At 64.0% G+C, this 11,366-nt stretch carries 10 protein-coding genes and 1 pseudogene; 4 read left to right on the forward strand and 7 right to left on the reverse strand.

The features are described 5' to 3' along the window. Together FL311_RS46245 and FL311_RS05795 are read right to left on the reverse strand one after the other, a co-directional pair. Positions 1-347: transposase family protein (locus tag FL311_RS46245; RefSeq protein WP_194869071.1), on the reverse strand; the 347-nt coding region annotated here is incomplete at its 3' end. A 233-nt stretch (positions 348-580) separates the two neighbouring features. Next, a complete protein-coding gene (locus FL311_RS05795) occupies positions 581-1,057 on the reverse strand; it encodes a hypothetical protein (RefSeq protein WP_141323937.1) in 477 nt (158 codons plus the stop codon). Between the two features lie 161 nt (positions 1,058-1,218). Between FL311_RS05795 and tnpB the strand changes: the two genes are divergently transcribed. From tnpB to FL311_RS05810, 3 genes are all read left to right on the forward strand, one after another. Continuing rightward, a complete protein-coding gene (gene tnpB, locus FL311_RS05800) occupies positions 1,219-1,554 on the forward strand; it encodes an IS66 family insertion sequence element accessory protein TnpB (protein ID WP_228556690.1) in 336 nt (111 codons plus the stop codon). 109 nt (positions 1,555-1,663) lie between these two features. After that, the gene (locus tag FL311_RS05805) at positions 1,664-3,103 is read left to right on the forward strand and encodes an IS66 family transposase (RefSeq protein WP_141323972.1); all 1,440 of its coding nucleotides are present in this window, start codon (positions 1,664-1,666) and stop codon (positions 3,101-3,103) included. Between the two features lie 43 nt (positions 3,104-3,146). Further along, positions 3,147-3,758 carry a serine protease gene (locus FL311_RS05810; protein WP_228556694.1) on the forward strand — a complete coding sequence of 204 codons (612 nt, stop codon included), beginning with the start codon at positions 3,147-3,149 and terminating at the stop codon, positions 3,756-3,758. Positions 3,759-4,319: 561 nt separating this feature from the next. On the opposite strand, the gene FL311_RS05815 is transcribed toward FL311_RS05810, so the two are convergent. Further along, a complete protein-coding gene (locus tag FL311_RS05815; protein WP_141323939.1) occupies positions 4,320-5,027 on the reverse strand; it encodes an HNH endonuclease in 708 nt (235 codons plus the stop codon). 144 nt (positions 5,028-5,171) lie between these two features. Beyond that, complete coding sequence (locus FL311_RS05820) at positions 5,172-6,527, reverse strand: AAA family ATPase (protein WP_194869072.1); 1,356 nt, start codon at positions 6,525-6,527, stop codon at positions 5,172-5,174. A 941-nt stretch (positions 6,528-7,468) separates the two neighbouring features. Here FL311_RS05820 and FL311_RS05830 point away from each other — a divergent pair. Beyond that, positions 7,469-7,678 (forward strand): annotated as a pseudogene (locus FL311_RS05830) (IS3 family transposase); the annotation flags it as partial. Positions 7,679-8,445: 767 nt separating this feature from the next. Here the strand turns inward: FL311_RS05830 and FL311_RS05835 are convergent. From FL311_RS05835 to FL311_RS05845, 3 genes are read right to left on the reverse strand one after another with little or no spacing between them, the layout of a single operon-like run. Beyond that, positions 8,446-10,062 (reverse strand): FAD-binding protein, encoded by a 1,617-nt coding sequence (locus FL311_RS05835; RefSeq protein WP_141323941.1) that lies wholly within the window; start codon positions 10,060-10,062, stop codon positions 8,446-8,448. A gap of 27 nt (positions 10,063-10,089) precedes the next feature. Continuing rightward, the gene (locus FL311_RS05840; RefSeq protein WP_141323942.1) at positions 10,090-11,067 is read right to left on the reverse strand and encodes an amidohydrolase family protein; all 978 of its coding nucleotides are present in this window, start codon (positions 11,065-11,067) and stop codon (positions 10,090-10,092) included. Next, entirely contained in the window at positions 11,064-11,363 is a 300-nt protein-coding gene (locus FL311_RS05845; protein WP_141323943.1) for an acyl carrier protein, read from the reverse strand. The genes FL311_RS05840 and FL311_RS05845 overlap by 4 nt, the downstream gene beginning before the upstream one ends. Positions 11,364-11,366 lie beyond the last annotated feature (3 nt).

The following is an 11,366-nucleotide window of genomic DNA, read 5'->3' on the forward strand; positions in this document are numbered from 1 at the left end:
CCCCACAGGGCGAGCGCCCAGGCGACGGCCGCGAGCGAATACAGCTTCCTGGCCAGCACCTGAGAGGGAACGACTGTCTGCGACACGCCACACCTACGGCAGCGGTAGCGTCGCACGCGCAGCTCCACGAGGACGGGCGACGCGCCAACCTCCAGTGGCCCGCGTACCTGGCGGCTCCGGCTTCCGTGCCCATGAAGCCCCAGAGGCCCTCCCACAGGGCGGCTCGCCGCGCCGCACGCGGCGCAGCTCGCCGGACGTACCGCCGAGACGGACGGCAGCTGTGCAGCCCAGGACTTGACGCCGACGCGCGTCCGTACGACTTCTTGGGGGCCTCGCTTCTCTCTCACACGTTGAGCGGGGCGCTCGACCTGTGAGCGTGTTGCCGCACGCTCCAGGTCACCTTTCTCTCACGCGAGCTGGCGAACACCGCCGCGCCCCGTCCTCTCTGAGCCCCGTGGATTACCTCACGCAGCGTGGCGCGCCAGAATCCGGCTCGCTGCTGGACTCCGCACGGCCTGCAACATCCCTTCCCGGCAACCAACGCGCTCGTCGCGACCGCGCTCTCCATCAACCACTTCGCTCAGCAACAGCCGAGGAACGGTTGCAGCATGCGCTGGTAGCGAGCCGTGGTGCTGGGCGCGACCCCACGATGCCGCACCATCCAGTCCGCGAACCGCTCCGAGAGCGACGCGAGCTTCGGCGTGGCCGGTGTCGGTTTCGCTGGCGCGAGCACTTCGCACGCGCGCAGGTAGGCCAACAGCAGGCGAACTCCGACCAGGGCATTCTTGAAGATGCCCTGGTTACCCTTGGTGCACTTGCAGCGCGGGAGATGACGACCAAAGCGCACCCCAACATCGTCGTCCCAGGACGTGATGACGACGTCGCGGAGATCGGCCCATCGTCCGAAGTGGTCGGCAGCGCGGAGGTAGCCGCGAATTGTGAAGGGCGAGTAGCCTGCGTCGGTGAGTGCCATCGAGAAGCCGTCGATGTACGGCCCGACGCAGGTGGCGCGCATCCGCGCGAGCCGCCACGGCGCTTCGAAGTAATCGCTGAGCATGAGGTCTCCTTTGCATCCGCCGGAGTGGCGGGTGGCAGCAAAGGAAGCTCACGATTATGCGGAGTTGGCCAAGGGTCTCATGGCCTCGACACGCTAGGTCGGATCGACCGTGGGCGGCGCGGCATACCCCTCAACTCCGCATAACGCCGGACTCGGCATAATTGCGCTTATGCGGTGCGCCGCATAAGCGCAAGTCGATTGACGGCCTCATGGCGCTGGTGAAGTCCGCCTGGGGCGAGGACGTCTACTTCGGCCACCTCTTCGCCTTCGTCTCGAGGCGGGGCGACCGCATCAAGGTGCTGACGTGGAGCCGGGGAGGCTTCGTACTGCTGTACAAACGGCTGGAGACGGGCCGCTTCCGGTTGCCCAAGGTGGACGCCGACGCGAGCGCAGTGCAGTTGGACGCGACGCAGTTGGCGATGCTGCTGGACGGCATGGACGTCGCCGACGTCAAACGCTCGCCCGCCTGGACGCCACCTGGGCGCACGTCCTCGTAGCGTGACGACAGGCCGTGGCGCGGCGAGGTGTTGGCATCAGGTGCCACGCGAGCTGCCCCAAGACCACTTCTGTCCCTGGCGTGAGGAGGCCGAGGAGCTTCGCGAGCGGATGATGTCGCTGGAGGCGAAGATGGCGGCGCTGGAGCGGCGCGTCTTCGGCCGCAAGACGGAGAAGCTGCCTCCGGTGGCCAAGGAGTTGAAGCCGTCGTCCACCAGCCCGGAAGACGAGGCGGCCCGGGCCGCGAGCGCACTGCAGACGCGACGCGAGCGCGCGGCCCGTAAGGCCGCCGGGGCCGTGGAGCGCGAAGTCCTGCACGAGGTGCCCGCCGAGGGGCGGCGCTGCCCGGCGTGTGGCAGCGAGGCCCTCAAGTCCCTGGGAGAGGGGCGCCGGACGGTGGTGTACGAGTACGTGCCGGCCTTCTTCGAGAAGCAGGTGCACGTGCAAGAGGCCTTGGCGTGCGCCTGCGGCCGAGGCGTCGTCACCGCGCCCGCGCCGCCCAAGGTGGTGGACAAGGGCGAGTACGGGCCGGGCCTGCTGGCGCACGTCGTGGTCTCCAAGTGCGCGGACGCCATGCCCTTGCACCGGCTGGCCCAGCGGATGGAGCGCGGCGGCGTCCCCATGAGCCGCAGCACGCTGACGGACCTCTTCCACCAGTCCGCCGAGGTGCTGCTGCCGTTGTCCTCGCACCTGCTGCAGTGCATCGCCTCTGCGGAGGTGGTGTGGGCCGACGAGACGCCACTGCGCGTACTGGACGTGAAGAAGACGCGCCGGGGCTACCTGTGGACATTCCTCACCCAGACGCCCCAGGGCGAGTGGCTCATCGGCTACCGCTTCAGCCTGGGCCGCGCGGGCAAGACGCCCAAGGACGTGCTGGGAGGCACCACGGGCGCGCTCGTGGTGGACGGGTACACCGGCTACAACGCGGTGACGCTGCCGGAGGGCCGCACTCGCGTCGGCTGCTGGGCCCACCTGCGTCGTCGCTTCTTCGAGGCGCTGTCCACCGCGCCTGAGGCCCGGGAGGCGATGGACCTCATCCTCGAGCTCTACCGCATGGAAGCCCAGGCGCGGGACGCAGGCCTCGTGGGCACCGCCGCGCACCGAGCGCTGCGCCAGGAGTCCAGCACTCGCATTCTCGCGCGTCTGTCGACGTGGCTCGCAGTCCAGACGCCGCTCCACCCGCCGAAGAGTCCCATGGGGCAGGCCCTCTCCTACGCAGCGAAGCAATGGGACGCGCTGACGCGCTTCGTCGAGGACGCGCGACTGCCTTTGGACAACAACCGCTCGGAGGCGGCGCTGAGAAAAGCGGCCCTGGGCAGGAAGAACTTTCTCTTCGTCGGGCACGAGGCCGCGGGTGAGAACCTCGCGGGCCTCTACGCCCTGGTGGCCACCTGCGAGGCCAACGGCGTCAACCCCGAGACGTACCTGGCCGACGTCCTGCTCCGCGTCCAGACGCATCCCAACGCGCGCATCGCGGAGCTGTTGCCGCACGAGTGGAAGCGTCGGCAGACCACCGGTCCGCCCGAGTCACATCTCCAACCCTCGCGCTGAACAGCCCTCTGGTCCCGGCATCCGTCGGGCACGGACCTCGTCCATCTTCAACTGCTCACGCCACGTCGCTGACCGGACGGATACCTCTCATCCGCGGTACGACCCGGACACGACGAAGAACGACCTCGCCGTCCTCAAGCTGGAGCACCCCATCCGCATCGGGGGAACGTGTGGCGAGCCCGCCGTGCCCCAGCGTCCCAACCTCTCCGCCGTGGTGTCCCTCTCCGACGCGCTGAGCATCCAGGCCGTGTGTCTTCCGGCCGTGGGCGCGGAGCTCGCGGAGGGCACGATGGCGTCCATCGCGGGCTGGGGCCTGACGCGAGAGGGGGGCTATGACTCTTCCAGCATCCTGCTGCAGGTCGGTGTTCCCATCGTCGGTGACCGAGCCCTGGCGCAGAGCTATCGCACGCAAGGTATCGAGATCGACGGCCCCACGATGTTGGGCGCCGGGTACGCGCAGGGGGGCAAGGACGCGTGCCAGGGAGACAGCGGGGGACCACTGGTCGTGAAGTCCGGGACGAAGTACGTGCTCCACGGCATCACGAGCTTCGGCGTGGGCTGCGCGAGACCAGGGTTTCCTGGGGTCTACACGCAGGTCTCCAGCTTCCTGCCGTGGATCCAGGCGCGCGTCGCCGAGCTCAGCAGCGTCCGGTAGCTGTGCCCCCTTGTTTCGCGAAGATGTTTAGAGGGATGCGGCTTACACCACGTCACTGACCGGACGGATACGCGCGGCTGCGTGGCGCGCCGTCGGTGGTCCCCTCATTGGCCGGTTTGGCTCCCGAGGAGGGCTCGTCGCTCGCGTGGCGCGCCGTCGGTGGTCCCCTCGTTGGCTGGTTTTGTCTTGCCCCACCGGCGCGGCGGACGCACTCCCACTCCCGCGGCCTTCAGGTAGCCGCTGGCCGTCTCACGGCGGACCCCCGTCGCCTCCTCGATTCGTCTCAGGCTCCAGCCCAACCGACCCAGGGCGATGACCTGCTGCTGCTTCTTGTCCCTCAAGACTTGCCCATCCCCCAGGCGGACTCCACGTCCTACCCGGGCGCCAACGTCTCGGCCCTCCGCTTTGGCCGCTTTTCAGGGGACCTTCATTGGCCGGTTTTGGGTGACCACTGAGGTGGCGTACTCGCACGCCGGGCTTGTCGCAGCTTCTCAGGAGGCCTCACATATTTACAGAGAAGCGCATGCCTCGACGAATGCGCCCGACGAGCCCTGGTTTAGACTATGCTGCAGAGCGAAGAGTGGTCCCTGCGAACTTAATAAAGTCCTGGCTCTCGGCCATTGCCAAGTAGATGGCTGCCTTCCAGTAGTTTCGGCCAAAATCTCGGGCGTAGTCGGTCGCCCGTGCACGATACAGCTCCGACAAGTCGGATTCCGATAATGTGCCTCGATTCCCCCCGAGCGCGTCGGAAAATGCTTCAACAGACCGTGCCTTGTAGCGCTCAAGGAGATTTAGCTTGGCGTAGTGGCTGCGAATGAGGTTGAAGACATCTGGATTGAGCACGAGTGGGAGTTTGAGTGTGAATTCGACAGTGGGTTCGTTTTGTTGAAGGTCGACCTTGGCGAATAGCCATTTGGATTGATAGGGTAGATCATCAAAATAGTAGTGAATTATTTCGCGGCCGGTGGCATTCTTCCAAGTTGTGCCTTTTTGGGAGTTGCACTCTCCGCAAGCAGGGACGAGGTTGTACTGGCATACCGAGAATTCAGGGTGGTCTACTTGTGGTAGATAGTGCTCGAAAGTATTGGGGGAGTTAATTCCGCAATATGGACAAAATGCGCGTTGCAGTGCTGGTTGTGCGGACTTGATGTTTGTTTTGAGTCTATTGAGGCTTTGAGTGGGCACATCGTAGCAATGCAGTAAGTCCTGGGTATTCTCTGCGGAAGCCTGAATGGGTGTCAATGTATGGAAGTGCGGTGCTGCAGACATGTAGGCCGTGTAGCACCCGTCTATAATTGTGCGAAGGATTCGAAGTCGCCCTTTGCGGGGTTCATGTTTGTCGCTTGTTATTGAGTCGTAATTGCCAATGGCTGTGCTTGAGCAGATGTTGAGCTTGAGCATGGTGGTGATGGGTTAGGCGTTTTTCAGAAACATCCTGGCGTTAAGGCTGAGTCTCCCATCGAAGAGTTCGAGTATTTCCTCGTAGCTGTGTTGTGACTTTAGGTCGCGAAGGATGTTTTTGTAATTCTTGTCGTCTTCATTCATTGCGAAGACGACGTCGACTAGGTCGGTCAGGTTCTCCCCGAGTGATTCAATGGGCAATTGGGTTTGGAGTGGGTGCATGCCTTCGCGAGTAAAGACGCGGACAGAGCGGGCTGGGATCTCTTGGATTACAATTGGTGAATGTGTGGCGATGATTGCGTATGAGTCATGCTCGTCAAGTAGTGAGTGAAGAAGCCGGAGTAGAGTGGAAAGAAGTGTCGGGTGAAGATAGATTTCGGGCTCGTCAAGAAGGACGAGAGATTGCTTGGTAATATGCTCGAGCAGATCGGAGAGAATCGAGACCACAATGCGCTGGCCTGAACTGAGATATGTTAGCGCGGTTGTGATTTCGCTCAGGAGTGGGCTAGTGTTTTCGCCGAGACTGAAGGGCAGGTTTCCTGCGAAAATGTCCTCAAGTTGCATTAGATTTAGCCATTGCAGGCTTCTTCCTTGGGACCAGATGATCTGAATGGACTCCAGGGTTCTCATATTGAGACTGTTTGTATTTATTTGCCCGTGTCGATCCTTTAGGCCACAGTAACGATAGCTTGTGGAATTTTCCGTGGGGACGTCGAATGGCTGGAAAACACTGTAGGACAGACAGATGGTTCTGCTGAATTGTGGCCTTCCAGGAGTGAAACTTCCTGCATCTCGCTGTAGACCACTTAGCGCCCCGGCAAGTCGAGATAGTACTCCGCTTTTCCCTGTCCCATTTTTCCCGACGAACGCCGTAAGGCGGTGCGGATGCGCGTCCTTCTTGGTAAAGTCAAAAAGAATCTCGTGATCGGCGGTGAATCCATCCAGACGGCAGCGAAATGAGAAATCAAAACCCGAGTCCGTGAGTGGGATTCGTCCAAAATGTATGCCGGCTTCGCGGTATGCCTTGGCTGCCTCAGAAAATCTTAGCAGAGAGCTTTGAAAGCCCTCTCTGTGTTCATGTAGTTGTCCTATTTCGGGGTGTGCGACGACATCTCGAAGAGCACTGAGTGCCTGGGTTGCAGTCTCTATTCCTAGTGCGAACCAGTTCTCGTAGTACTCGAGTGATTGTCCGAGCGAGCAGTAGTGTTCAGGTAGGTTGTTGAAGGTTTCAGGGAGGACAGTATTGTTTTGGCCTGTAGTGTCGAGGATCTTGGTTGTTCCTAGATCGTAGCGCCTCCCGTGTGCGTCGAAGAAGTATGTGATGAATGATGTGGTGTAGTTGTAGTCATCCCAGCGATCCTTGAGCAAGTAGATGCAGGGGACTTGGCTGGGGGTGCCTGGGGTGTCGTATCGTCCATTCTGCGGCCTGACTCTGAAGTGCATTGGTGTGCTTTGGGGAAGGAGTGTTAGGGCTTGAACGGTATGCGCTGGTTCTGTCTTGGCGCAAGGCCGCCTTGAAGAATGGAGATTCCGAGTGGGTTGGTTGGGACTCGGGTGGGATGGCCTGAACCCAGTTGCGTTGTTGGGTAGAACGACTGGTGTGGTATTCGATATTTATGGGGGGCTGCGGTTGGCAATGACGAGCGTATGTTTCTGGTAGGCCTCCTGTGGTGTAGTGGCGGCTCCGATTGCACATGTCCCGGAGTGGAGTCGCTGGCGACGCCACCACCAGTCCGTAACTGTCCGACGAGCGATGTGCTGGGAGGCATTGCCGGGGAAGCCGTCGTGGTGGACCCTGGCCGGAATGTCGAAACAGGTTGAGAAGCAGGAGTGGCTCCAGGTCGCCGAAGCGTTCGATGCGAGCGGCCTGACGCAGAAGGAATTCTCCACGCAGCGAGGATTGAGGCTGAGCACGCTGCAGTCGTGGGTGTGCCGGCGCCGACGCCAGCGCGCCCAGTGGACCCCGGCAGTTCGCCTGCTGCCGGTGGAGGTCTCGGCCATCGCACCGCCGAGTCCGCGCTGCTCGAGGTGGTGCTGGCCAGCGGAGCACGGCTGCGGCTCCCTGCGGGCGCCGACGTCGCCTACGTGGCTCGACTCGTCGCCGCGCTGGGCAGGTGAGGCGTGTTCACGCTTCCCTCGTCGGTGCGCACCTCCTCGTGCGAGAGCGCGGCAAACTCGGTATCGTCCACTTCAGGGGACTCCTCGGCTCCCCTGCCAGGGGGAGACCGTCTCGGTTGGTTTCACCGAGGAGCTTCCCTCTTTCCCGCTCGTCCCTGCTCGCCGACTACACACTTATAGGGACACGACCCCGTCCCTCCATGGGGAGCGTCAGCGACGCGTGCGACACCGCGCTGTGCGAATCCCTCTTCGCGAGCCTTGAGTGCGAACTGCTCGACCGACGGACCTTCCGCACTCACTCAGAGGCCAGGATGGCCGTCTTCCAGTACATCGAGGGCTGGTACAACCTGCGCCGGAGGAATTCCGCCCTCGGCTACCAGTCTCCTGCCAACTATGAGGAGGTACCGAACTGCGGCTTGACCCACCAAGTCGCCAGGACTCAACAAGACCGGTGTAACTCCAACTCCAGTGCGGGACCTGACGCACTGCTACCCCATAGCATGGAAGAATCATCTCGTGCTGGACAACCTCACCAGCCTGTTACCGAGCGCGCTTGTTGATGGGCGGGTGCGCCGACTAGCTGATGGACGCCGGAATCCCGAGTCGGTTCAAAGCCCTACGGCCGCCTGGCGGCGGTGCCCTCCGGGCAGCCTTGAGCCGCCTCGTGCTCCGGCTCAGGCTGCAACCGTCGATTCCCTCAGGGGAATCGCCTCAAGACGCGCTCATCATCGGCGGTGACACCCGGTCGCGCACGCTCGTGATGGACTCCAGTGGTTCCGTACGCTTGCTGAAGGTGCCCATCAACGAGCCGGTCCGTGGAACGCCGTGAACCATCAAATAGCGTGCGCATTAACACCAGCCACACGCACTTCTCGCTGACACGTCGCTTCGAGTGAAAGAAGGGCTTGCGCCTTTGGAACCGCTTCTGCGTCCACTACACACCGGTGCACGGCAGCTGGCTCAACCAGGCTGAAATCGAGGTGAGCCTCGTCTTGCGTCAGCGCCTGGGACACTTGCGGGTCGCTTGAGTCGAAGCCTTGCGCCACAGGACTCGCGCCTGGGAACGCGATGCCAACCGCCACCGCGTTCCCATTCGCTGGGCCTTCACTACGGCCAGGGCTCGGCACACGTTCCACTACCAGCCGGAGGTCTTCATCCGGGATGCGAATCAGCTCACGGGAATCGACTGGGCGTGATGGAAGTAGTTGGTCGGGTCCCAGCGGCGCTTCACCTTGACCAGGTTGCGCGGCGCCTGGCGGAAGTTCTGGAGGAAGTACAGCCACAGGGCCTGGTCCACGTTGCCCTGGGCATGGGTGCCCAGCACCTCATCCGGGTAGTTGTAGTAGCAGCCGTCCACCGTGCCCGTGGAGTCCCGCGTGGGATTGGGTGTCCCGCCGTACGCCGCGTACACGTCCTTGTAGAAGCCGTTGATCCACCCCACATGGGCCTCGGCCTGCTCCCGGAAGGGCGACATCAGGCCCTCGCCGGGCTTGGAGGCGTTGTTCCAGTACGTCTGGTACTGGAGCTTCATCAGCGAGCTGCGCTGGGGCACCGGCGTCGAGTCCGCCGGGTAGCGGTTGATGGCCCCGCCATAACTGTCCACCTGCAGCAGGCTCTGAGCCATCTCCGCCTGGGGAATCCCCGTGGGGTAGCGGTGGAGCCACTCGTAGATGACCGTCACCTGCTCGGCCGGGAACGCCTTCTTCATGTACGCGGACTTGTACTTGCCGAACTGGTTGGGTCCGGAGCCGTTCAGCGTCTGGAGCGCCTCCAGGTAGGTGATGTGCTGTGCCTCATCGCTGGCCAGCAGGTGCGTCATCATCCCCGGGTGGCCTCCCAGCGGCCTCACCAGCGGTCTGGACCGGGCGACCTTCGCGAAGCGCTTCTGGACGCGCGCCACGCTGTCCTCCGCGTGCCTGCGGTGCTGGTCATGCTTCGTCCCGGCCGGGGACGTCACCTGCAACACCATGCCCACCTGGCTCGCCGCGACGTGGTTCAACTTGAGCAACGTGAAGTTGCTGTCGGGCAGCGTCGTCACCAGGTCCGCGTACTCCGCGAGCAGGTTCGTGAAGGCCGTCAGGTCCAGGCTGGACCAGTCCCACGCCAGCGTCCACAGCGTGGCGTGGTCCGGTGCGTCCGGGAGCTGCTGGAAGTAGTACCGCGCGATGACGCCGAAGTTGCCGCCGCCCGCGCCGCGCAGCGCCCAGAACAGGTCCTTCTCGTCCGGGTCCGCGCTGGACGCGGAGACATGGCTCAGCTTCCCCCGGCCCGCGGCCGCGTCCCAGGTGACGATGTCCACCGCGCTCAGGTGGTCCACCGTCAGGCCGTGCAGCCGGGACAGCAGCCCGTAGCCCCCACCGGTGATGTGCCCGCCCGCGCCCACCGAGTAGCAGGAGCCCGCGGGCAGCGTCTTCCCGAACGTGTTGAGCAGCGTGCGGTAGACGGTCCAGTTCTCACAGCCCGCGTCGACGAAGTACGCCTGCCTCGCGTTGTCGAAGCCGACCTGGTTCAGCGCGGACATGTCGATGACCGCGGCCGTCTCATCGTTGTAGACGAAGTTCTCGTAGCAATGGCGGCCAGAGGTGATCTTCACGTTGCGCCCATGGGTCGACAGCGCCTCGTTGACGATGGCGAGCACCTGTTCCGGGTGCGTGGGGACGTAGACAGCCTTCAGGTTCGGCGCGAACCAGCGGCGGTCGAAGCCCTGGCGGTCGCTGAGGATCAGCGGGCGCGTCGGACCTCGGCTCGCCAATGAGAGGTTTTCGACGACGGGGGCAGTGGTCATGGTCCATCCTCCGGGGTGGAGACAGCGTCAACGGCTTGCGACACGGGCCTGGTGCGAGGCGTTCCCAGCAGCTCCGGCGAGCAGACGCGCCATGTTGTCGTGGAGGACCAGGCGGGCCTCCAGCTCGGTGATGAGTGACAGCGGGCCCTCCTCGGCGGTGAGGACGTCCACGAAGGCACGCTGGTCCCCCTGCATGCGGAACACGGGCCAGTCCGTGCCGAAGAGGACCTTGTGGTTGATGCCGCGAGCCACCACGCGCCGCAGGGCCTCGTCCGACGAGGTCCTCAACTGGCTCTGATAGCCGCTGACATCCAGGTACACGTTGGGCCGGTACGCGCACAGCATGGCGCACTCGTCGGGGTAGCTCACCGAGCCGTGCGCGAGGATGAAGTTGACGGTGGGGAACGAGCGCGCCGCCAGGTCCAGCATCAGCGGCGTCGACGTGTCGAACGCCAGCACCGGTGACGTGGGCCCGATGTGCACCACCACCGGCACGCGGTGGTGCGCGCACAGCTCGTAGTAGGGGAACAGCTCCGGCGCGCTGGGGCTCATCCCGCACGGAGGATAGACCTTGAACCCGCTGAAGCCCCACTCCACCAGCGAGCGCTCGAACAGGTTCACTCCGTCCTTCCCCCACCGGGGGTCCACGCCGCCGAACACCACGAGCTTCCCGGGGTGGCGCTTCAGCACCTCGGCGTGCGCCAGGAGGGTCTCCTCGACGGTGAGCGGACAGTCCGTGAGCGCGTAGCTGTAGTCGGCCGCGAGCAGCACCGCGCGCTCGATGCCCGCGGCCTCCATCTCCGCCACCAACTGGTCGCAGAGCGGGTCCTGGAGCTTCTGGAGGTAGGCGTTCGCCAGCTTCTGGGGCGTGGCGCGCACGCCCTGCGCGGTGAGGGCCGCGACGCCGTTGGCCACGACGCCGTCGATGAAGGAGCGGGGGATGAACCGCTCCGAGGCGATGTGGCAGTGCGCGTCGATGATGCGCGGTGGAGGGCCTTGCGTCATGCCGACTCCGCCCGGCGGCCAGCCGCGCGAGCCTGTTCGACCAGACGCCGGCTCATGTCGATGGCATCCCGCACGGTGTGGAGCCGGCCCAGGTCCACGTCCGAGGCGAGCTCGTCCAGGGCCACGCCGAAGGTCTCCTCCAGCCGGAACAGCAGGCTCGCCACACCGAGCGAGTCGATGCCCAGGTCCTTGCGCAGGCTCAGCTCCGGTGTGATCGCCGCCTTGCGGAACCGGCGCGGCACGGCCTGCGCAATCATCGCGATGACCTTCTCCTCGAACGTCGGGTCGCCCGTCATGGT

It is taken from the genome of Myxococcus sp. AB025B (assembly GCF_006518215.1).
Taxonomy (GTDB): domain Bacteria; phylum Myxococcota; class Myxococcia; order Myxococcales; family Myxococcaceae; genus Myxococcus; species Myxococcus fulvus.

Excerpts from the sequence above, each read along its gene's own strand:
- FL311_RS05795 (WP_141323937.1), bottom strand. The coding sequence starts at position 1,057 with ATGCTCAGCGATTACTTCGAAGCGCCGTGGCGGCTCGCGCGGATGCGC.
- FL311_RS05805 (WP_141323972.1), top strand. The coding sequence starts at position 1,664 with ATGATGTCGCTGGAGGCGAAGATGGCGGCGCTGGAGCGGCGCGTCTTC.
- FL311_RS05815 (WP_141323939.1), bottom strand. The coding sequence starts at position 5,027 with ATGTCTGCAGCACCGCACTTCCATACATTGACACCCATTCAGGCTTCC.
- FL311_RS05835 (WP_141323941.1), bottom strand. The coding sequence starts at position 10,062 with ATGACCACTGCCCCCGTCGTCGAAAACCTCTCATTGGCGAGCCGAGGT.
- FL311_RS05840 (WP_141323942.1), bottom strand. The coding sequence starts at position 11,067 with ATGACGCAAGGCCCTCCACCGCGCATCATCGACGCGCACTGCCACATC.
- FL311_RS05845 (WP_141323943.1), bottom strand. The coding sequence starts at position 11,363 with ATGACGGGCGACCCGACGTTCGAGGAGAAGGTCATCGCGATGATTGCG.